The sequence below is a fragment of the Candidatus Defluviilinea gracilis genome (genome assembly GCF_057138825.1).
On record NZ_DBNHEF010000074.1, the window covers coordinates 1 to 22,414 of the forward strand.

At 53.3% G+C, this 22,414-nt stretch carries 21 protein-coding genes; 14 read left to right on the forward strand and 7 right to left on the reverse strand.

The window, feature by feature from the left end; translation table 11 throughout:
• From AC16KF_RS12720 to AC16KF_RS12745, 6 genes are all read left to right on the forward strand, one after another.
• The coding region (locus AC16KF_RS12720) for a transposase (protein WP_484037702.1) at positions 1-213 on the forward strand (213 nt) is incomplete at its 5' end.
• A 40-nt stretch (positions 214-253) separates the two neighbouring features.
• Positions 254-997 carry a 23S rRNA (guanosine(2251)-2'-O)-methyltransferase RlmB gene (rlmB, locus tag AC16KF_RS12725; protein ID WP_484037703.1) on the forward strand — a complete coding sequence of 248 codons (744 nt, stop codon included), beginning with the start codon at positions 254-256 and terminating at the stop codon, positions 995-997.
• Positions 998-1,025: 28 nt separating this feature from the next.
• Complete coding sequence (locus AC16KF_RS12730; protein ID WP_484037704.1) at positions 1,026-2,363, forward strand: glycoside hydrolase family 1 protein; 1,338 nt, start codon at positions 1,026-1,028, stop codon at positions 2,361-2,363.
• 41 nt (positions 2,364-2,404) lie between these two features.
• The gene (locus tag AC16KF_RS12735) at positions 2,405-2,650 is read left to right on the forward strand and encodes a DUF4258 domain-containing protein (protein WP_484037705.1); all 246 of its coding nucleotides are present in this window, start codon (positions 2,405-2,407) and stop codon (positions 2,648-2,650) included.
• The gene (locus AC16KF_RS12740) at positions 2,647-2,847 is read left to right on the forward strand and encodes a DUF2283 domain-containing protein (RefSeq protein ID WP_484037706.1); all 201 of its coding nucleotides are present in this window, start codon (positions 2,647-2,649) and stop codon (positions 2,845-2,847) included. Before AC16KF_RS12735 ends, AC16KF_RS12740 begins: the two co-directional genes overlap by 4 nt.
• A gap of 54 nt (positions 2,848-2,901) precedes the next feature.
• Positions 2,902-3,846, forward strand: coding sequence for an aminoglycoside phosphotransferase family protein (locus AC16KF_RS12745; protein WP_484037707.1), 945 nt, complete (start codon positions 2,902-2,904; stop codon positions 3,844-3,846).
• Between the two features lie 36 nt (positions 3,847-3,882).
• On the opposite strand, the gene AC16KF_RS12750 is transcribed toward AC16KF_RS12745, so the two are convergent.
• On the reverse strand, positions 3,883-4,044 hold the full coding sequence (locus tag AC16KF_RS12750; RefSeq protein WP_484037708.1) for a hypothetical protein: 162 nt from the start codon (positions 4,042-4,044) through the stop codon (positions 3,883-3,885).
• A 156-nt stretch (positions 4,045-4,200) separates the two neighbouring features.
• On the opposite strand from AC16KF_RS12750, the gene AC16KF_RS12755 reads away from it, so the two are divergent.
• On the forward strand, positions 4,201-5,964 hold the full coding sequence (locus tag AC16KF_RS12755) for an ABC transporter ATP-binding protein (protein WP_484037709.1): 1,764 nt from the start codon (positions 4,201-4,203) through the stop codon (positions 5,962-5,964).
• A gap of 128 nt (positions 5,965-6,092) precedes the next feature.
• Positions 6,093-7,904 carry an ABC transporter ATP-binding protein gene (locus tag AC16KF_RS12760; RefSeq protein ID WP_484037710.1) on the forward strand — a complete coding sequence of 604 codons (1,812 nt, stop codon included), beginning with the start codon at positions 6,093-6,095 and terminating at the stop codon, positions 7,902-7,904.
• Between the two features lie 107 nt (positions 7,905-8,011).
• Here AC16KF_RS12760 and AC16KF_RS12765 read toward each other — a convergent pair whose 3' ends face one another.
• Entirely contained in the window at positions 8,012-8,854 is an 843-nt protein-coding gene (locus tag AC16KF_RS12765) for a toast rack family protein (protein WP_484037711.1), read from the reverse strand.
• A 211-nt stretch (positions 8,855-9,065) separates the two neighbouring features.
• Positions 9,066-10,445 carry a DNA repair protein RadA gene (gene radA / locus AC16KF_RS12770; protein WP_484037712.1) on the reverse strand — a complete coding sequence of 460 codons (1,380 nt, stop codon included), beginning with the start codon at positions 10,443-10,445 and terminating at the stop codon, positions 9,066-9,068.
• A 181-nt stretch (positions 10,446-10,626) separates the two neighbouring features.
• On the opposite strand from radA, the gene AC16KF_RS12775 reads away from it, so the two are divergent.
• Complete coding sequence (locus AC16KF_RS12775) at positions 10,627-11,442, forward strand: ZIP family metal transporter (RefSeq protein WP_484037713.1); 816 nt, start codon at positions 10,627-10,629, stop codon at positions 11,440-11,442.
• A gap of 85 nt (positions 11,443-11,527) precedes the next feature.
• Positions 11,528-13,600: a WD40 repeat domain-containing protein gene (locus AC16KF_RS12780; RefSeq protein WP_484037714.1), complete on the forward strand. Its 2,073-nt coding sequence runs from the start codon at positions 11,528-11,530 to the stop codon at positions 13,598-13,600.
• Positions 13,601-13,637: 37 nt separating this feature from the next.
• Here the strand turns inward: AC16KF_RS12780 and AC16KF_RS12785 are convergent, their stop codons facing one another.
• Positions 13,638-14,603, reverse strand: a complete 966-nt coding sequence (locus AC16KF_RS12785) for a tRNA dihydrouridine synthase (protein ID WP_484037715.1) — start codon at positions 14,601-14,603, stop codon at positions 13,638-13,640.
• A gap of 88 nt (positions 14,604-14,691) precedes the next feature.
• Here AC16KF_RS12785 and AC16KF_RS12790 point away from each other — a divergent pair, with 88 nt between their 5' ends.
• Both AC16KF_RS12790 and AC16KF_RS12795 read left to right on the forward strand, forming a co-directional pair.
• On the forward strand, positions 14,692-15,333 hold the full coding sequence (locus AC16KF_RS12790; protein WP_484037716.1) for a hypothetical protein: 642 nt from the start codon (positions 14,692-14,694) through the stop codon (positions 15,331-15,333).
• A gap of 78 nt (positions 15,334-15,411) precedes the next feature.
• On the forward strand, positions 15,412-16,428 hold the full coding sequence (locus tag AC16KF_RS12795; protein ID WP_484037717.1) for a glycoside hydrolase family 16 protein: 1,017 nt from the start codon (positions 15,412-15,414) through the stop codon (positions 16,426-16,428).
• 43 nt (positions 16,429-16,471) lie between these two features.
• Here AC16KF_RS12795 and msrA read toward each other — a convergent pair whose 3' ends face one another.
• A complete protein-coding gene (gene msrA / locus AC16KF_RS12800; protein ID WP_484037718.1) occupies positions 16,472-17,023 on the reverse strand; it encodes a peptide-methionine (S)-S-oxide reductase MsrA in 552 nt (183 codons plus the stop codon).
• Between the two features lie 744 nt (positions 17,024-17,767).
• Between msrA and AC16KF_RS12805 the strand changes: the two genes are divergently transcribed.
• Entirely contained in the window at positions 17,768-19,489 is a 1,722-nt protein-coding gene (locus AC16KF_RS12805; protein WP_484037719.1) for a DEAD/DEAH box helicase, read from the forward strand.
• Positions 19,490-19,669: 180 nt separating this feature from the next.
• Positions 19,670-19,882 (forward strand): cold-shock protein, encoded by a 213-nt coding sequence (locus AC16KF_RS12810; RefSeq protein ID WP_484037720.1) that lies wholly within the window; start codon positions 19,670-19,672, stop codon positions 19,880-19,882.
• A gap of 58 nt (positions 19,883-19,940) precedes the next feature.
• Here AC16KF_RS12810 and AC16KF_RS12815 read toward each other — a convergent pair whose 3' ends face one another.
• Together AC16KF_RS12815 and AC16KF_RS12820 are read right to left on the reverse strand one after the other, a co-directional pair.
• Positions 19,941-21,530, reverse strand: a complete 1,590-nt coding sequence (locus AC16KF_RS12815) for an ABC transporter permease (protein WP_484037721.1) — start codon at positions 21,528-21,530, stop codon at positions 19,941-19,943.
• Entirely contained in the window at positions 21,527-22,396 is an 870-nt protein-coding gene (locus AC16KF_RS12820) for an ABC transporter ATP-binding protein (RefSeq protein WP_484037722.1), read from the reverse strand. The genes AC16KF_RS12815 and AC16KF_RS12820 overlap by 4 nt, the downstream gene beginning before the upstream one ends.
• Positions 22,397-22,414 lie beyond the last annotated feature (18 nt).

Here is a 22,414-nt window from a genome sequence, read left to right on the forward strand (position 1 = left end):
AATGAACTGCACTGGGTCTTGGATGTGGCTTTGCGGGAAGACCATAGTCGTGTGCGTAAAGATCAAGCTCCTGAAAACTTCGCCGTCCTTCGCCACATTGCGCTCAATCTGCTCAAACAGGAGAAAAACGCCAAAGGCGGTATGCATGCCAAGCAACTCCAAGCCGCTTGGAACCAGGATTACCTCCTCAAAGTCCTCGCCTCACCGATTTAGATGCGATTGCCCTATCTGCCCCTACGGTACAATCGGGGATATGAAAGAATTTATCTACTCCCGCAACGCCGTCTACGAAACCCTCCGCGCCAAACGCAGGGAGGTGCTCAAGATCGAACTCGCAGACAATGTGCAGATCAAAGGCAAACTTGCCGATGTGCTGTCGTTGGCTTCGCAAAGAAAGATTCAAGTCGTCAAAGCCAAACGCCCGCAACTGGATAAGATCCACGAACATAATCAAGGCATCGTTGCGGAGGTGAGCAAGTATCCGTATGCCGACCTGCTCGATATTTTGGAGAACGCGCGCAAGAAGAACGAGCCTCCGTTCGTGTTGTTACTCGATTCATTGAATGACCCGCAAAACTTTGGCACATTGATTCGCACGGCAGAGGCGACGGGTGTGCATGGCATCGTCATTCCGCTGGCGCACACGGTGGAGGTGACTCCGGCGGTGGTCAACGCCTCATCGGGCGCGAGCGAGCACATGCTCATTGCGCGGTCAAACCTCTCGCAAGCGATTGACACATTGAAAGAAGAAAATGTTTGGGTGGTGGGACTCGATCAGGACGGGGAAACGGTCGGGGCGAAGACTCAGCGTCACTTAACTGGATCAACCGCGCTCGTGGTCGGAAGCGAGGGCGAGGGCATCCGTCAACTCACGCGCGCGAAATGCGACATCGTGTTAAAACTTCCGATGCGCGGAGAAGTCGAATCGCTCAACGCGGCGGTGGCGGGGTCGGTGGCGTTGTATCTTGCATATCTTGCAAGGCAAGAGACTAGATGACTAGAGACTAGAAGACTAGGAGACTAATTTGCCTCAAGCAACCTATCATTTCCCGCGCGGATTTTTATGGGGGACGGCGACCGCCGCTCATCAAGTGGAAGGCAACAACACGAACAATCAGTGGTGGAAGTGGGAACAAGACGGTCACACGGACGGGACGTCTGGGCTCGCCTGCGATTGGTGGGGAGGACGCTGGAGGGAAGACTTCGATCGCGCCGCAGAGGGCGGACAGAACGCGCATCGCTTTTCGGTGGAGTGGAGCCGCATCCAGCCGACGCCCGACACATGGGACGAAGACGCGCTCGAACGTTATCGCGCCATGTTGCGCGGACTGCGCGAGCGCGGCATGACGCCGATGGTGACGTTGCATCATTTTTCCGATCCGTTGTGGTTGGCTGAACATGGTGGCTGGGAAACGGATGCGGTCCTCCCGTTATTTGAGAAATTTGTCCGCAAGACAGTGGAAGCGTTGAAGGAATATTGCACGGTATGGTGCACCATCAATGAGCCGAACGGTTATGCCTTGAATGGATATGTGGGCGGGGGTTTAAGCGGAAACTGGCCCCCCGGAAAAAACAGTTTAAGACTTGCTGTGCATGTGCTGTCAAACCTGGTACGCGCGCATGTCGTCGGGTATCACGCCATCCATCAAATCCAACCTGAGGCAAGGGTGGGGTTTGCACAGAATTATCGTTCCTTTGTGCCGCACCACTCATGGTCGCCAGTGGATAGGCTGTTGACCAAAAACGCCGACAATCTGGTAAACAAAACATTTCCGATGCCGCTGGCAAATGGAACGATGCGAACGCCGCTTGGCACGATCCGCATCCCGGAAGCCAGGGGCGCACAGGATTATTACGGTTTCAACTACTATTCGCGCAACCGCGTCACATTTGACCTGCGAAGACCTGAAACTTTTTTCAGCAACGGTTTTTTTGCGGACAATTCAGATTTCAGCGATAAGAAATTTCTCGTGAACGAACCCGATGGCATGTTTGAAGGCTTGAAATGGATCGTGCGGACTTTCCCGAACCTGCCCATTATCATCAGTGAAAACGGATTTCCCGATGCCGACGATAAAGTTCGTCCGCGTTATATGGCGCAGCACATTCATCAGATGTGGCGCGCCGTCAACTTCAATTGGCCCATCAAGGGTTATTTTCATTGGACGCTCGTGGATAACTTCGAATGGGATCAAGGCTGGACTCTGCGCTTCGGTCTGTGGGGACTTGATTTGGAAACGCAGAAGCGAATCAAACGCCCGTCGGCAGATCTGTACGCGGAGATTTGCAAAGAGAACGGTCTATCATCCGAGATGGTGCAGAAGTATTGTCCTGAGGTGTTCGAGAAGTTGTTTCCTGTTTGATTGAAAAATTAATTGTGGTAAACTGAAATCGACAAACAGAGATGCCCGAACCCATTTTTACTATCCACGCTAGAGATATGCTCAAAGAACGAGAGATTCTCGAACAATGGGTTTTAGATGCAATCAGTATGCCAGACGAAAAGAGCATTGAAAGTGATGGCAATACGCACTATTTCAAATCATTGCTCGAACGTGAGAATCGGATTTTGCATGTGGTTGTAAATGAAGGTGTCGAGCCAAACCGTATCGTAACTTTGTTTTTCGATCGGCGAAGGAGAACGAAATGAAACTGAAAATTGACAAGGAAAACGACGCTCTGTATTTTCGATTGGACGAAAGTGCGATTGTTGAATCGGAAGAGGTGCAACCTGGCGTCATTCTGGATTTTGACAAAAATAACCTGGTTGTTGGGATTGAAATCCTGAATCTGAGCGCACGGATTGGTCAGGAAAAATTAAACTTACTGCAACTCGAAACTGCATAGGCATGATTCATCGAGGACGGCGAAAGCCGTCCTTTTGATTCCTCAACATTTTATATGCTCTCTCTACCATCCGATTTCATCTCCACCATCACCAACACCTTCGGCGTGGACGGGGAGCAATTCCTCGCGGACCTCCCCGCGTTGATTGACGAAGCGTCGCAACGATGGGGTTTGACGAACATTCAGCCTGTCCCGAATCTTTCCTATAATTTTGTGGCATACGCGACATCACCCTCACCCCTAGCCCCTCTCCCTCAGGGAGAGGGGGACGTTGTGCTCAAACTCGGCATCCCGCGCGATGAGTTGACGAGTGAGATCGCCGCGTTGCGATTGTTCGACGGCGACGGAGCATGTCAGTTAATTGATGCAGATGAGGAAAAGGGATTTCTATTGCTGGAACGATTGCGCCCCGGCGTGATGCTGTCCACTCTCGAAGATGATGAAGAAGCGACGCGCATCGCGGCGGAGGGGATGAAGAGGGTCTGGCGCTTCGACTTCGCTGCGCTCCGCTCAGCGCGGAATAAATTTATCGAACTCCCCGATTGGTTCGAGGGATTGAAGCAGTTACGGAAAATGTTCAATGGCAGGACCGGTCCGCTGGATGAGAAACTTGTGGAGCGGGTGGAACGATCAACGAAAGATTTTTTCGCGGAGAATCACAGTCCCGTGTTGATGCACGGAGATTTTCATCACTTCAATATTTTGTCGTCGGAACGCGGGTGGTTGGTCATTGACCCGAAGGGAGTCATTGGTCCCGCGTGCTATGAGGTGGGTCCGCTGATGATGAACCCGTGGGAAATGTTGCCACGGGGAAGCAGGTTGAAGTCGCGGATCAAGAAGCGGGTTGACATCCTGCGCGAGCAGTTGGGGTTCGAGCGCGAGCGAATCATCGAGTGGAGTCTGGCGCACGCGATCCTCTCCGCATGGTGGGGGATCGAGGATCGGACAGGCTGGGAATATTCGATGCGGTTTGCCGAGATGATTGCTGATATTGAATGAAAACAGCCTCCCGTTTCGGAGGCTGTTTTTCTTGGTTTAGCCCATGCCCAGTAAGGCAAGCAAACCCACAGCGCCAACAATTAATGCCAACACTGCGCCGATCTTCTTGAACATATCCGTCGCAAGCGCTGGTACGAAGGCAGAAAGCCCGTACCAAAGAAAGAACAAAGCCGTACACCAAGCAGCAAGTATAGCCATTTCATACACTCCTAAAGTGGTTTTGATCGTCCGCGTGGACAATGCTAAATACGACAACCCTACTCCAAATCGGAAGTTGCGCATCCAGCGTGGTAGAATTTAGGCGCATGGTTCGCTCGCGGCAAGAGGAAAACGCCGCGAGGAACTTTTTCTGTCATGACTATTACAACCTCTACTCCTGCTGAATTTTCATTACAACGCGCCCACACTGCCGATCGCTCCAGCCCGGCTCGCTGGGTGTGGTCGCATGCCTCGCGGCATGGCTGGATCATTTTCATGATGGCGCTTGGCGCGGTGGGGAATGCCGGTCTTGCGGCGGTGGTGCCGGTGCTGACCGGCGACGCGTTCAACGCGATGCTCAAGCCCACTCCCGACACCAGCGTTCTTTTGCCGCTGGCGTTCACCATCGGTCTCTCGCAGATCATCCGCGGCGTGTTGCAACTGGGGAGGAACTTCGGCGCGGAATTGTTGGCGCAACACATGGAACGACAAGTGCGCGACGAGTTGTATCTTTCATTGCTCGGCAAGAGCATGACCTTCCACAACCTGCAACCCGTCGGCGACACGATGGCGCGCTCCACCAACGATGTGCGCGAACTCAATTATATGTTCAGCCCGGGGTTGAACCTTGTGGTGGGCTCGTTCGTTTTTATCCTCATGCCCATTTTCGTGGCGGGGCGATATCATCCCGCGCTGGTGATCACGCCGGTCGTTTTTACGGTCCTGTATTTCGTCTTCCTCGCGCGTTACCTCAAAACGCTTTCGCCGATCACCGACGAAGTGCGCGCCACGTTCGGGCAGATGAACACGCATCTCTCCGAATCGTTGGATGGCGTGGAAGTGGTGAAAGGCGCGGCGCAAGAGAACGCGGAAGTGGACAAGTTCGTGATGAACGCCAGCCGCGTGCGCGACGCCTTCGTGCGACAAGGCGACCTGGAGGGACGTTACATCGCCATGCTATTGCTCGGTTCTGCCTACGCTTTCGGGCTGTTTCACGCTCTTCTGCTTTTCCGCAGCGGGCAGATCAACGTCGGCGATGTGGTGGCATACTTCGGCTTGCTCTTGTTGCTCCAATTCCCAACCTTTGTTTCCACCTTTGCCTATTCGCAAATTTCATCGGGCATGTCGGGCGCGCGCCGCATTTTGGAATTGATCACCCGCGAGACCAACCTCGACCAGAACGCGCAGGGATACTCCGAAGCCATGAAAGGCGAAGTGGAATTTCAAAACGTCTCTTTCGCGTATGGCGCCGACCCCGAATTGGAAAATATTTCGTTCAAAGTCAAACAGGGACAAACTGTCGCCATCGTCGGACAGACCGGGGCGGGGAAAACCTCGCTCGTCAAACTCATCAACCGCACGTACGATACAACGCAGGGACGAGTGCTCATCGACGGCGTGGATGTGCGCGACTGGAATCTCGCCTCGCTCCGTTCGCAGATTTCCATGATCGAGCAGGATATCTTCCTGTTCTCCCGTTCCGTTAGCGACAATCTCGCCTTTGGCAAGCCCGGGGCAACCCGTAGCGAGATCGAAGCGGCGGCGAAGTCTGCCCAAGCCGATGATTTCATCCTGTCATTCGAAAAGGGATATGACACTGTTGTCGGCGAACGCGGGGTGACGCTCTCCGGCGGGCAGCGTCAACGTATTGCGCTCGGGCGCGCGTTTCTCACCGACCCGCACATTTTGATCCTGGACGACTCCACCTCCGCCATCGACTCTGCCACCGAAGACAAGATCCAACGCGCCATCTCCAACGCCGCGCGCGGACGCACCACCTTCATCATCACGCACCGCCTTTCGCAGATCCGCTGGGCAGACCTGATCATCGTCTTGCGAAAAGGAAAAATCGCCGCCATCGGCGCGCACGACGAGTTAATGAAAACCTCCGACGCGTACGCGAAGATTTTTAGGGAGTGAGATGCGCACAGGTAAACACGGATATGGCTTGTCTACCTGTCTACGTGTGTACGTGTCTCCTTTTCCACTGCCATCATCCTTCAATTGCAGACTAACAAACTAATCGACTAACCAACTAACGGACTACCATGGGCTTCTTTGCCGGACTGAACGACGAAAAATACGACCGCCAATACACCGACCGCGAATTGACGCGGCGCATTCTGGGCTACTTTAAACCGCAAACCAAACGACTCGCGGCAGTGACCGCGCTGGTCGTCATCATTGCGATGATCGGCGCGTCTCTGCCGGTGGTTGTCTCTCGCATGATCGACCTGTTGAAAGGCGAGCCCTCCCTAACCGCCATCAGCCTTGTCGCATTGGCAGTGTTGGGAGTTGGCTTCGGCTTGTGGGCGTTGAACTGGGCGCGGCGCAGTCTCGTGGTGCGCGCGGTGGGCGACGTGGTTCTCGACCTGCGCGCGCGCGCCTTCCGCGCCGCGGCGGAACACGACCTCTCGTTCTACGATCAATTTTCATCGGGACGCATCGTCTCGCGCATCACCTCCGATACCAACGACTTTGGTCAACTCATCGTCATCGTCACCGACATCAGCTCGCAGATGGTCCAGGCGGTGATCCTCGGCGTGGTGTTGTTCCGCACCGATATGAAACTAACGTTGTTATTGTTTGCGTTCCTGCCGATCATCTTCGCCATCGCGGGCGGCTTCCGCGTGCTGGCGCGGCGCGTTACCAAGCGCGGCATGAAAGCCATGGCAGACGTGAACGCCGCCATCAAAGAGACCATCAGCGGCATTTCCATCGCGAAAAATTTTCGGCAGGAAGAAAGCATCTTCAACTCGTTCGACGAATCGAACCAGCAATCGTATCAAGTCAACGTGCAACGCGGTTTTGTGTTGTCGCTGGTGTTTCCCACGCTCAACGCGCTCAGCGGTATTTTTGTCGGCGTTCTCATCTACGTGGGCGGGTTGAGCGCGGCGCAGGGCATCGTCACTGTGGGCGCGTGGTATCTCTTCATCATGAGCCTCGACCAATTCTTCTTCCCCGTGCTGAATCTCTCCGCGTTCTGGGCGCAAATTCAAGCGGGGCTGTCCGCCGCCGAACGCGCCTTTGCCCTCATCGACGCCGACCCGAACGTGATTCAAACCGACAAACAGGATGTGCATCCGCTCAAGGGACACATCCACTTCGACGATCTGCATTTTCGCTATACGGATAAAGAACCGATTCTTTCCCGCTTCAACCTGGTCATCCAACCCGGAGAGACGCTCGCCCTTGTGGGCCACACCGGCGCGGGCAAGTCCTCCATTGCGAAGTTGATCGCGCGCTTCTACGAATTCCAGCAGGGACGCCTGCTCGTGGATGGGCGCGACATCCGCACATTCGACTTTGCGCAATACCGCAAACAACTTGGCATCGTGTCTCAAGTCCCGTTTTTATTTTCAGGGACGGTCGCCGACAACGTCCGTTATGCCGCGCCGGGCGCGTCGGATGAGGAGATGTTGAAGATGGCGCGCCAGATCGGCGACGGCGAATGGCTGGAAACGCTCCCGAATGGTATCCAGACCGAAGTCGGGGAGAGAGGCGCGCATCTCTCAATGGGTCAACGTCAACTCGTGGCGTTGATGCGCGTCCTGATGCAGAAGCCCGCCATCTTCATCCTGGATGAGGCGACCGCCAGCATCGACCCGTTCACCGAATATCAAATTCAGCAGGCGCTGAATCTCATCTTGAAAAATTCAACCAGCATTCTCATCGCGCATCGCTTATCCACTGTGAAAGCGGCGGACCGAATCGTGGTGATGGAAAAAGGCGCGATCATCGAAGAGGGGAATCACGAGGGCTTGCTTGCGAAAGGCGGGCATTACGCCACGCTGTACAACACGTATTTCAGGCATCAAAGCCTGGCGTATGTGGAGCAATCGAGAACATTCGCGAAGTAAACGGCGCGTTTATACCAAGAAATAGACTCGATCGAAAAAATTTTTCGATGTTAGTGTGACAGTCACGTTTGAACGTGACTGTCACATTCTTATAATCCAACCCGGTCTTACTTCCCGATCGTGATCTCGCCCCCGCCCATGTTGACGATGATGGTGAGTGTCGGACCATCGCCTTGCTGTGAATAAACACTGCCCTTTTGTGACCAGCCATCGCCGAGGTTGATGTCTGCCAGCGCGCTGTCGATGGTGATCACAACGTTCACGCCCTGCGGAATGATGAGCGTGAGATCGCTCAAGCCGCAGTCGACGCTGACCGTCGCGTCGCGTTGCAGGTCGCCTGAAAAATCGAGGGTGTAATTGCCCGCGCCGCCGTTGAAAATGAAGCGTTCGAAATTGGCGTTCGCCAGCCCCTCCATGCGCACATCCGACGCGCCGGTGGAGTAATTGAACTCAGACATCTCCGCAAGATTCAACTCGGAGAACGAAAGGCTCACATCCGCCGCGCCGTCGTTGATGGTCAGGTTTGTGAGCGCAAGACCGCCAAATTCAAAATCGCCTTCGTACGCGCCTGCCGAAATTTCCAACTCCATCGGCGACGAACCCAATTGCAGATCCCATTCGTTCTTCATTCCGTCGAACGGCGGAAGCCCTTGAAAATTTCCCTGCTTGATCTCGATCTGCGCGCCGTCTTCGATGATCTCGGGCTTGAGGTCTTCCACGTTGTAGACGACTGTGCCATCCACAAGATTTTTCGCGCCGGTGGATAAATTCAGATTCCCCGCGCCAAACGACAGAAGCAAACGCGTCTCATCTTCCTTTGGGTCTGCTACCGATATTTCTTCTTTGACCTCAGGTCCCGCTTTGACCTGCTCGGGCAGGTCGAAGCTGAATCCACATGCCATGCTTGCGAGAGCAAGGACAAGAATTGCTGAAATGATTTTCACGTTCATGTTGGTTCTCCTTCGGGGGTTAAGGTGACAGTCACGTTCGAACGTGACTGTCACCTTCGTTTTGATTGTCTGGTTTTTATACGGGCGGAATGGGAACAGGTTGCAAAACAATACCCCTCCGAAGAGGGGTATGAAATTATTACAAGCGTAGGGGCACGGCGAAACGATTGTTTTTCCTTGTCGCTTAATAACCCACCGTGCCCCTACATCATCATTTTTTCCACGCCGCGTTCAACGCCTGATCTACAGACCTGACCTCAACGATCTCGATGCCCTTCGGATATCCTTCGCCCTTTCGCAACGCTTTCGGCACGATGGCGGTTTTGAATCCCAACTTTTGCGCCTCACGCAGACGCACTTGCATCTGGCTGGGCATCCGCAATTCGCCCGCGAGACCGATCTCGCCGATCAGCACCGCGTCCGCTTTGACGGAGACATCTTTCCATGAGGATGCGATTGCCGCGGCGATGGCAAGGTCGGCGGCGGGTTCGTCAATTTGCAAACCGCCCACCACGTTGACGAAAACATCTTGCTCTGAAAGTTTCAATCCCACGCGGCGAGTCAATACAGCCGAGATCAACAGCAGACGATTGAAGTCCACGCCGTTGGCTGTGCGGCGCGCGTTGCCGAATTGAGTCGGGGAGGTGAGTCCCTGCACCTCGACGAGGATCGGGCGCGTGCCTTCCATCGTGACGGCAATTGCAGACCCTGCCGCGTTGATCATGCGTTCCGCAAGAAACGCCTCCGATGGATTCGTCACTTCAACGAGCCCGCCCTCGCGCATTTCAAACACGCCCACTTCGGATGTGGCGCCGAAACGATTCTTCACCGAACGCAGCAAGCGATAGGCTTGGAAGCGATCACCTTCGAGGTATAAAACTGTATCCACGATATGTTCCAACACGCGCGGACCCGCGATGGTCCCTTCTTTGGTCACATGCCCGATGACGAAGACCGAGATGCCGCTGGTCTTCGCCAATTCGCGCAATTGCGATGAACACTCGCGAACTTGACTCACCGATCCGGCGGATGAGTCCATGCTGGAGAGATACACGGTTTGAATCGAATCCACGATCAGCAGTTCGGGTTTCACCTCGTTGATGTGATTCAAGATGATTTCGAGATTCGTCTCGGTGACGAGCAATAAATCTTTGGGCAACTCTTTTTTGCCGTTCAAACGCGTTGCGCGCATCTTGATCTGTCGTTCCGACTCTTCGCCCGAAACATATAACACGCGCTTTTGCCCAGCCATCTCCATCGCCATCTGCAACATCAACGTGGATTTGCCGATGCCCGGGTCGCCGCCGACTAACACGATGGAGCCCGGCACGATCCCGCCGCCTAGCACGCGCGCGAATTCTTCAATGGGAACGCGGATGCGGTCTTCATCTCCAGCGGAGACATCGCCGATGGAACGCGGGGCAGACCGACCCGTGAGTCCGCGAACCGCAGTGGACTTCGTCACAGGCTCATCGTGGATGACTTCCTCCACCATGCTGTTGAACGATCCGCATTGCGGGCATTTTCCCATGTACGACGCGGCGACGCGCCCACATTCCTGACAGACATAACGTGTTTGTGTTTTTGCCATTTCGAATCCATCCCCTCTCCCTGAGGGAGAGGGCTAGGGTGAGGGTTGATGCCGAAAGTATATCAGAATTTATGTTCTGTTTTCATTTGCGCGCGTTTTGAAATTTGCTATACTCAATTTTCAAGAACAATACAAGCAAATCAGATATGTTGTATCCAAATTTCGGATCGGAGAAATTTACATGGGCGAATGGTTCGTTCAACTCAACCCCGTGTGGCAGGCATTGATCGCCACCACATGTACATGGCTTGTTACCGCGCTCGGCGCGGCGACAGTGTTCTTTTTCAAACAAGTGAATCGCAAATTGTTAGACGGGATGCTCGGCTTCGCGGCGGGCGTGATGATCGCGGCGAGTTTCTGGTCACTGCTCGCGCCCGCCATTCAGATGACGCGCGAAACGGACGATGTGCCAGTCTGGCTTCCCGCCGCAATTGGATTTTTACTTGGAGGCGCGTTCATTCGCTTGATCGATCTGTTCCTGCCTCATCTGCATTTGGGATTCCCTGTCAACGAAGCGGAGGGGGTTCCAACAAAATGGAGGCGGAGTATTTTGTTGGTGCTGGCGATCACATTGCATAACATTCCCGAAGGGCTTGCCATCGGAGTTGCCTTTGGCGCGGTCGCGGCGAATTTATCGTCGGCGACTCTGGCAGGTGCGGTCGCGCTCGCCATCGGCATCGCGATCCAAAATTTCCCTGAAGGTGTTGCGGTATCTGTGCCGCTTCGTTCAGAGGGAATGTCGCGCCTGAAAAGTTTCTGGTTCGGGCAATCGTCCGCATTGATCGAACCCATCGCAGGGATGATCGGCGCGGCGGCTGTGTTGTTGATGCGACCCATCCTGCCATACGCGCTGGCATTCGCCGCAGGCGCGATGATCTTCGTGGTGGTCGAAGAGTTGATCCCCGAATCGCAACTCGCAAAGAACACCGACTTCGCCACCTCAGGCGCGATGCTTGGGTTTGTGATCATGATGATTCTGGATATGGGGTTGGGATGAGGGTGAAGATCGAACACAGTGTGAAACTTTATAAGCTCATTATCCGTTATAGGTAGCATAATATCTTTCAAAAGGGAGATGTCACATGCGTAGATCAGCTTTGGTCGTTCACCTTGCAATCACACTTGCTTTTGTTGTTTCGTGTTCCCCTCAAACAACCCCACCACCGACAGTTGAAGACGTTGAAAGTTTAGTCCGTATTTTGCCCGTTGAAACCAAGGTTCCAGATGAATTCTTACCTGAAGCGCAACCAGCAACCGCAACCAGCTTGCCCTCTAACGCTACACTACAACCCTCTTCAACACCTACCGATGTACTCGCATTGATTGGCACACCCATTCCAAAAAACCCTGAAGCGATTGGGCTTAATAATTTTGCACAACTCAAACGTATTGGACAATGGGGGCGAGGTTCAATTTTGGGAGTCGCTTTCACGCCAGATGGGAATTCGTTCATTGCCGTCAGTGAAATGGGCTGGACGATTTACGATATGAAAGCGCTAGATCAACCTCCTTCGTGGGTTGCATTCCCCAAACCAATATTGTTCGACAAATTTTATTTCAGTAGCGACGGAAGCATGGTCAAGTTTTATCGTTCCAGCTACAACGCCAACACCACTCATCTATTGAGTTTTCCCTATGCGGAAAAATTAACAGCCGAAAACGGTGCGGTCTGGCTCGAACCTGATGCGGTGGTCGACTATAACAAAATAATATTGAAGTCCCCTGATGGGACCAAGACTCTGAAGAGCAGTCTTGAGTATGGCTACAACGAGGCGACATTCAGCGAAGAGATCTCTGTTCGGGAAATGTTCGATTCAAATCGTAACCTGCTTTATAAGTTTAGAGACGACGCTCCGTATGTCACATACTCGGATCGCAACGGTCCCGAAGGATGCGATCTAAGCGTCTTTAGCATGTGCGGTAATGCCCTCATGGCGGTGGCAACGACTCCAATGAAAGCGCGCTTCTCGTCAGATAGCAAAACCTTTGCCGCCTTATACGATACTCCCAGCTTATATACAGGGATCATGCGAGCCTATAGTTTTATTCGCATTTATGAAAGCGAGAGCGGCGATCTCCTTGGTTCGATAGGCGGTTTCACAAAACCTGTGCAAGATTTTGGCTATTCCCCAGATGGCAAGTTGTTGGTAGTTGGTTTTGTGGATGGTTCAATTATTTTATGGGATATTGCCAGCGCAAAATCCATATATGGTTCAAGGCATATGAATGCGCCGGTATGGAGGGTAGAGTATTCCTACGATAGCAAATACCTGCTGATCCAACGCGCGGATGAACTGGAGGTTCGATCAACAGCAACTGGAGGATTGCTCTACCGATTTGGTATGGCTGAGTTTGCCGTATCCCCGGTTGATAATTTAATTGCTCTTGGAGACAACGAAGGAAATATCCAGATTCGCGATCTAGATTCAGGCGAAGGCGTTATGAATATTCAGGCGCATAGCGCCAGAGTCTATTCGATGGCATTTTCACCCGATGGGCTTTATCTCGCATCTGCCGGGCAGGATTGCGATATCAAATTATGGGATTTGGGAAACGGAAAACTTTTGCATTACTTTGAAGAAACGGCTGTGGACGCCTACGAAATCGGCATGTCGTCGCGTATCTTCTCAACATACCTTGAATTTATTCCAAACCAGAATATGTTGGTAGGGTTTGGTAGTTGGGGAACGGTCGTGAATTGGAACGTCAATTCGGGCGCGACAAATTATGTTATTCAATCTCCCGCGCTAGAATACTACAACGGCATGGTCACACTCAAACCGCACTTTCCTGAATTTTTCGACGTAGATATGTCGGGTCATAGTTTCTATATCAACGACAATGGGTTCGATCTTGCAACGGGTGAAAGTCTAGGAGTCTATGAGCCTCCCGAGAATCTGCCAAAGGGGTGTTCGCCATTGGGCCCAATTTCTGCGGATGGAGAATTGTTGTTTACCCGCGGTTATGAATCACGCGAAGGCAAAATTTGTATTCTCGATCCTAATTCGTTGGTCCTCCTTGGCGAAATTCGCGTGACGTCGGAAAGCGATACCTATATCGAGTGGGTGAATTGGTTATACCTTTCACCGGATGGAAAACAACTGATCGTGACGGTCGGGAGCGGTATTGTCTACGTATATCAAATCGTTCAATAATAAAACGAGCGCAGAAGAAATTCTGCGCTCGTTTTATTTAATTCGCAATTGTCGCATAGACTTGATTCAGCATTTCTAAAAATTCCCCCGCAGGTCGTTCTTTCAAAATTTCTTTGCGCGCGTCGCGGTCGAGCGTTTTCAACAACAAGTATTGCACGGCATATTTGCGGAAGAGTCTTTGCCCGTCCTCTTCGCCATAAAACTGCGCGCTCTTTTGCAAATGTTCTTGCACCGTTTCTTTCAATAATTGATGCGGCACGTCCTCGCGATCCAGCCCCATAAAGATCCACGGATTGGCGATTGCGCCGCGCCCAATCATAACCGCGTCGCAATGCGTGTGCTGTTTCATCTTTTGGATGTCCGCCATCGCGCGGACATCGCCGCTTCCCACCACGGGGATGCTGACTGCCGCTTTCACTTCGGCGATCGCGTCCCAGTCGGCATTGCCGGCGTAGCGTTGTTCTTTTGTGCGACCATGCACTGCAATGAGCGAGCCGCCCTCTTCTTCCACGATCCGCGCGATGAGTTTGTAATTCTTGTTCTTGTCCCACCCCAAACGGATCTTCCCTGTGACGGGAACTTTCAACGACTTCACCAACATCCGAAACGTCCGCGCGATCCGCAACGGACTCGGCATCATCCCCACGCCCGCGCCGCGATCCGCAATAGACTTGGCGGGGCATCCCATATTGATGTCAATGATGTCGGGCTTCCACTGTTCCACGATCAACGCGGCTTTGAGGATCAAGTCGGGATCGTCGCCGTAGATTTGAAAGGTGACAGGTCGCTCGGCTTCCTCGTAATACAACCGCTTGGCGGGCTCCTTCGAGCGGCTGAGGATCTTCTCCACTTTCACGAACTCGGTGTAACTCATCGCCGAACCGAGAGCGCGGCAAATCGAACGGAAGGGCCAGTCCGAGTAGCCGTCCATGGGCGCGAGAAGCGTGTCCCCGTAGATGGGGATGTCGCGTACGTAGAAGTTGGGAGTCTGTGTTTCGTTCATGAGCGACGGCAAGTATAACAAACTTTTGGGGGAGAACTCGCCGCCGAGTCGCGGTGTTGCAAACTATGATCATGAAAGGAAGGTTACGATGAAATATCATCCTCTCAAAAAAATTGCATGGGTTCTGATATTGATCTTGCTGGCGGGATGCCACAAGCTGGAGACAACAACTTCGATCAAACCAAACGGCTCAGGCGAATTGCAGACTGGGGTAGGGTTCTCAGCGGAGGAACGCGCCAATATAGAAAAACAATACGCCAACTCGCAAGATTTCTGCAATACCTCGCAGACGCCTGAGAACGTCTCAGTGACCGAAGAACAGCGCAACGACGAGACTTGGTGCGTGACAACGACTCAATTCACGAATCTGGACGAACTTCGCGCCCTGTATGAAAAACAAAAGGGACTAACGGTCAACCGCCTCGAGATCAGCGATGGAAAGTTTTACTACGATGTAGATATAGACACCCTTTCGGAAGGCTCGAGTTTTTCCACGCTCACCGAGATCACCTGGTCGGTCGTTTTACCCGGTACGCCCATTTCTCACAACGCCGATCAAGTGAATGGAAACACCCTCGTTTGGAAACCGACATCGAAAAGCGGAGTCGTCAATTTGCAGGCTGAAAGTGAAGTTCCTCGCGGATTCAATCTCCCGTCGTGCGGCACAGCCCTTATCGGCTTTGGTGTGGTTTTTGTCCATCTGCGCAAAAAGAGATTTGGAGCTTCTTAACCTGACAGTCACAGGCTATTTAAAGATCGAACTTGATGTTATACTGCGCGCAAAGCATATCCATAAGGAGACTGGGAAATGAAACACGATAAAACTATTTTGTACGCGTTGTGCCTTTTGCTGCTGGTAGGTTGCGTATCCAACCCGCTCCCGCCCGCGACCAACCCCGCGCCAATGCCGACAACTGTTCCCTTCACACCTACGCCGGAAGCCATTCCTTTCACGCCTACGACGGAATCCATTCCCGTACCCACCACAGATCCTTCGCAAATTTTGTTCGACGATTTTTCTTATTCCGCGTCAAGCGAAATGACCGCCAACGGCTGGATCATCCGCAGTGGGCAGGGCTGGCCCGGCGTCACCGGCGCGACCTTCCGCGCGGAGAACGTATCTTTTGTGGATCACCCCGACGAGGCGGGCAATCGCCTCTTGCGCATGACCTCCTCCACCGACGGCACGAAGGAGAATACATTCCAAACGCAAATTTGCCACCAGCGCAAATATCTCGAAGGGACATATGCCGCGCGGGTCCGCTTTAGCGACGAGCCGGTTTCCGGCAGCGACGGCGATCAGATTGTTGAGACGTTCTACATGATCACCCCGTACGAGAAGCCGCTCGATCCAAATTACAGCGAGATGGATTTTGAGTATCTGCCGAACGGCGGCTGGGGCGGACCTCCCAACATCATGCACTTCACCACGTGGGAAAAAGTTCAGATCGAACCCTGGAATGCCGATAACACCAGCAATGCGCGCGAGGGAAGCCTGGCAGGCTGGCATACGTTGGTTGCGCAAGTGACCGACGGTACAGTCCGCTATTTTGTGGACGGCGAACAGATCGCCGAACACGATCAATACTATTTTCCCGATGCGCCCATGTCTATGAATTTCAATCTGTGGTTTATCGAAGGCGGTTTGAACGGGGCGGGAGACGCGCGCGAATATCAAGAAGATATAGACTGGGTCTTCCATGATGTGGGCGTTTCTTTAACCCCTGAGGAGATCAACGCAAAAGTGGACGCGTTGCGAAACGCGGATGTGAAATTTCAGGATACGGTCCCTCCCGGGACTCTCCCGTCGCCTTGCGATCTTTAAACGAACAGTCCCTTGAGACGAACACTTCAAGGGACTGTTTTATTTACGCGGTCTGCTTCTTCAGCATCTCCAAATGATATTTGCGGAACTTTGACACCTTCGGCGCAACGACCGCCTGGCAATAAGGCTGGTACGGATTGCGAGCGAAGTACTCCTGATGGTAATCCTCCGCCATGTAAAACTTGTCCAGTTTTGAGACCTCGGTCACGATGGGCTTATCCCATATCTTTTGCGCGTTCAATTCCTTGATGAGTTCCTCGGCAACTTTCTTCTGTTCGTCGTCGTGATAAAAAATCGCGGAGCGATATTGCGTGCCGATGTCGTTGCCTTGACGATTCATCGTGGTGGGATCGTGAATCGCGAAGAATACATTCAACAAGTCGCGATATGAAACGACATTAGGATCAAAATGGACTTGCACCACCTCGGCATGACCCGTATCGCCATTGCAGACTTCGCGGTACGACGGATTCGCGCTTCGTCCGCCGGTGTAGCCTGACTCCACACCCTCGACTCCCTTCACCTCATCGAAAACGGCTTCGAGACACCAGAAACATCCCCCAGCCAGCGTGGCAGTTTGAAGATTGGCGTTCATAATAAATTCTCCTTTTCCAGATTTTCTTACACCAGATGGACAACGCGACATCGTAAAATCTTATTAAGGAAATATTACCAGTACTTCACGAAAGTTCAGGCGCAGTTCGATTTGCCAAGCAAATCGTGTCGCCTGCCTTGACGCAGTGCAACTGAGTCAAGAACCGTGATCTACTGATGATTGATTACCTTGCGCTTTCAAACTCGGGACGCTGATTCATGCAGACAACGCAGATTCTTTGTTTTGAATCAGCGAAATCAGCGTTTTCACCTGCCCTTGCGGGCGGCGCAAGGGTCTGCGTCCAAAGGGCGTTGTCTAAGGTAATCAGTGATAATGATTAGACAAGAATGATTGGCGGTTTTTTGGACCGCCCCCGAAAAAGCGTCGGTATAGGCGAGACACGGAGCCATGCAGAGATTTTGAGGCTTTCACTCTCTGGCCTCAGTGTTTCTGTGGCAAAGAGGTTGCTCTCCACACATACCTTGTCCGCCTCGATTCTGAAAAAATAGATTTCCAGAAAACCGTGTTATACTCCCGCCGCTGTAATTAATCTGGGAATTGTTTTGATCCTCCGAACGAACGCCCGATGAACGTGTGTCGGGCTTTTTTGTTGGGCAAGCCGACCTGAAAAGGAAGGCTTGATTTGCAAGAAGGAAGTGAAACGGAGTCGTCGGAACATTCCATATCATATGTCGTTGCTTTGTCTGGCTTCGCCCGCCTCGCAACGACATGCAAAGGAAAACGATGACAACCGAATTTACTTCTCTAAACCTGCGTGACGAGATCATGCAGGCGATCTCCGAACTCGGCTACTCCACGCCGACGCCGATCCAAGCCGCGTTGATTCCGGTCATGCTCACGGGGGCTGATGTGATCGGGCAGGCGCAGACGGGCACAGGCAAGACCGCCGCGTTCGCGCTCCCCATTCTGCAAAATTTTCAACGACAAAAAAATCCGCAGGCATTGGTGCTTGCCCCCACGCGCGAACTCGCGTTGCAAGTTGCCAATTCGTTAAATGAATATGGCAAGCATCTGCACGTCCGCGTGTTGGCGGTGTATGGCGGCCAGCCGTATGGTCCGCAGATCGGAAGCCTCAAGCGCGGCGTGGATGTTGTGGTCGGCACGCCGGGTCGTTTGAATGACTTGCTTGAACGGAAAGTTTTAGTGTTGGACGACATCAAAACCGTCGTGCTTGATGAAGCCGACGAAATGCTCAACATGGGATTCGTGGAAGAGGTGGAAAAAATCCTTGCGACGACTCCAGCGGAGAGGCAGACCGCCTTATTCAGCGCCACCATGCCTGCGCGGATTCGCAAATTGGCAGACCGCTTCATGCGCGACCCTCAAACTGTCGCAGTGAAAAGAAGCACGCTCACCGCCTCAGCCATCGAACAGCGTTATTATCTTGTGCATGAGTCGGATAAGACCAGCGCGCTTACCCGCCTCTTCGAGATCGAGCCGATCAAGAGCGCGCTGATCTTCGCCCGCACCCGCGCAGAGACCGCGTCGCTTGCCAACGAACTCGTCGTGCGCGGAATCCCTGCCGAAGCGATCCACGGCGACTTGGACCAACGCGCCCGCGAACGCGTGCTGGGACGTTTCCGCGACAATCAATTAAAAGTGTTGGTTGCCACCGATGTCGCCGCGCGCGGTCTCGACATTGACGATATTTCTCACGTGTTCAATTTTCACCTGCCTGATGATGCCGAAGTGTACATCCACCGCATCGGGCGGACGGGACGCGCGGGCAAAACAGGCGTTGCCATCACGTTGCTCGCGCCGCGCGAAAGACGCCGCATGCGCGAAGTGGAAGCGTTGACCAAGCAACCCGTCACCAAGATGGAACTTCCCACCGTTGGCGATATTCATCGTCACCGTGAAAACCAAGTCATCGAGACGATGAAGGTCTGGCTCGGGCGCGGACGCTACAAGCGCGAACTTGAAATGGTCAATGAGTTGATTGCGGCGGGGCACGATCCATTGAACATTGCGGCGGCGGCGATCAAGATCGCGCGGGCTGATGAGAAGCAGAGACCGATTGCGGAGATTCATGAAGTAAAGGCTGAATTCAAACGGAAGGATGATGGTGGAACCCTTCGGCTCCGCTCAGGGCAAGCGTGGAAAGTGGAAAGAGGAAAGAAATTTGAGGAGCGAGGGGAGTCGGGGAGGGGAGGCAGGCAGTCCCACGGGAGCGCTTCGCAAAGGCATCGCGGTGATGGGTCCCACGAGGAGGGGATGGTGCGCTTGAAGTTGAACAAAGGCAAGTCGAGCGGAATCCGCCCGAATGACATTGTCGGCACGATCGCTTTCCATGCGAACATCCCGGGCTACACCATCGGAAAAATTCGTATCGAGGATAAGTTCACGTTCGTGGATGTCCCTGAGGATTTGGTGGAGCAGGTGCTAAAACACAACGGCAATTATCGGCTTGGAAAAGAGAAGTTGACGTTGACGACGGCGAAGTGATTCTATTGACACATCGCTCTGCTCATGTTATCTTAAGCGGCGTAGGATACCAGTAGTTTGCTTTGGAAGTACCAGGTGGCTCACGGATCGTCCGTGAGCCGCTTTGTTTTTTCGCCGTTGCGGCGATTCCGATGCAATACGTGGTTACCTCCAAATTTTTTATTGCCATAGGAGGCAAACATGTCGGATCGTATCAACGGTACAGTCAAGTGGTTCAACGGGACCAAAGGGTACGGCTTCATCGAACGCGAAAGCGGGCCCGATGTTTTCGTGCACTTCTCCGCCATTCAAGGCGAGGGGTTCAAGAACCTGCAAGAGGGTCAGAAGGTCGAGTTCACTGTCGAACAGGGACCGAAGGGACCCCAAGCCGCGAACGTTGTCGTTTTAGGCTAATTGACTGAATCAGTCTGACAAAAAAATCCCCGCGATGAAGATCGCGGGGATTTTTGATTTAATTTCTCAATTGCCTTGCTCTGCCAACGAACGCGGCGATGACCAACGCGATGGACAAGGGAATGAAAAACCCGATATTGCCGTCGCTGTTTGCGCCGAGGTAATCCAGCGCGTCAATTTTATTCAACATGAGGTACCACATTGTAACGTATAAAACTTCAAAGAGTTTGTGGCTGTTGCTCCACACGCCCAATGCCAGCGCAAAGGATGGAATGAACAGCGCGCCGGAGAACCAAGCCAACAGACCAATCTCATCACCCGCGCCCAATAACTTTAATGCGGCTCCGCTACCCGTCAGGAGTGTGACGAGAAAGCCTGCCAGCCATTGAGCGGGGAGTTGCCTCATCAGCGGCGCGGCGGAGGAGAAGACCATTGGACCCGTGTTGCTGGTTATCTCACGGTTGCCCATGCCAGACCAAACGAGGATGGGCCACAACCATACGAACGGCAGGACGATAGCGCGGACGTTCTCAGGTGAGTTGGTCAGCGAGGCGATGAACAAACCGAGCGCGCCTGCATACCACCACCAACGCCGACCTTTGAGGAGGAGTTTGAGTTCGGAGACCAAAACTCGCAGGAAGGCAAATCTGTTTTGGGAGGGGGCGAGAGGCGTTAAATGCGCGGGCTGAGATAAGGCTTGAGAGGTCGAATCAGATTGAGGCGTCGAAATGGAAGCGGCGCTTTTACTCCGCACCCTGCGCGGTTTTCTGCGAGACGGGTCGAAGCGGTCAAAGAAAATGGACGCGAGAAACGTCAACGCGATGGCGATGCCGAAAAATATAAACCGTTTGAGAATGATCTCAGCAGTCCACTCTATGCCGTTCCATTGGAAGATATAACTTGCGGGGTCGAGGTTTCCGCCCAGGCTATCAGCAATAGCGGGGTCGCCGAGGACGAATCCGCCATTGTAGTCTGGGAACGCCGCGCTTGCCGCCGCGCCCGCGCTGTGCTGGATCAACCCCATGCCGAGCGGCTCGAGAGCGGGATTTGTTGCGCTTAATGGATCGGCAAGCGGAAAGATAAAAGCGAACATGAAAAAATAGATCACATTGCCGAAGCCGCCGCTGAGAAAGCCGACACTTTCAAAAAGAACAGCGACCGCCGCGACGAGCGCCATCATGGGCAGCGTGATAAAAAGAAAAGGCGCGAACAGGGCGGCGAGATCGAACTGCATACTTTCGCCCGCGAGGTATTGAATGCCGATGCCCGCAATCGCGAGCACAACGTTCATCGCAAGCAACACTGAAAAATTGCTTGCCCATTTTCCGAACATGTACAACAGGCGAGTCAGCGGCGTGGTCGCCATGATCTGCCCGACGCCTGTTTCGCGGTCGCGCGCCACCGAACCTTTGACAAGATAAAACCCGAACCAGCCGAGAAAGAAAGACGATAACAGCGCCATCATGCTCCCGACCCACGCCGAGTTGAACTCGCCGCGATACACATCGAGCCGCATGGTCACATTCCCCGCCGCCACCTGATAGCCAAGAAAAACCGCCAGCCCCAGCATGATGAGGAAACTATAGCGGCGCACGCGCTCTAAAAAATCGGCGCGCGCCAAGTGATAGATGATACGCGCTTGATTCATGCGCGACCTCCGATGAAATGCAGATACGCATCTTCGAGATTCGGATTCACGCTTCTTGCCCCCGCCTCAGGCTGGTTCGCGCTCACGACCCTCACCTCCACCCCGTCGCTTCTTCTGATCGTCCCGCTAACGATGTGCTTTTGTTTGAGAGTCACGAGTTCATCGCTGGTAACCGTCCACTCCCAGACTTTGCCTTCGAGTTCCTTGAGCAAATCCTCAGGCGCGGACTCGCGCACGAGATGCCCTTTGTTCACAAGCGCGATGTATGTGGCGGTCGCTTCCACATCCGAAACAATGTGCGTGGATAAGATCACGATTCGTTCGCCCGAAAGGTCTGATAACAGATTCCTGAACCGGACTCTCTCTTCGGGGTCGAGTCCCACAGTGGGTTCGTCCACAATAAGCAATTGCGGATCGTTGAGCAGGGCTTGCGCGATGCCCACGCGTTGTTTCATCCCGCCTGAATATCCGCCCAGCGGACGTTTGGCGGCTCCGACGAGATTCACAATTTGAAGCAACTCATCAATCCGTTGTTTTGTTGCTTGCGCATCCAGCCCTTTAATAGCCGCCATGTATTCGAGAAATTCAACTGCGTTCAGGTTGGGATAAACACCAAAATCCTGCGGCAAATATCCAAGCACAGCCCGCAGAGTGTCGGGCGATTTGACGATATCCGCATCGTTCCACAAAATTTTCCCATCCGTGGGTTTTGTAATGGTCGCCAGCATGCGCATAAACGTGGACTTGCCCGCGCCGTTCGGTCCGAGCAAGCCTAGAATCCCGGGTTTGATCTCAAGGGAAAAGTCTTTGAGTCCCCAAAAGTCGCGGCGATATTGTTTACCGAGATTGGTAACGGATAATTTCATTGAGTATTCTCCATGGTG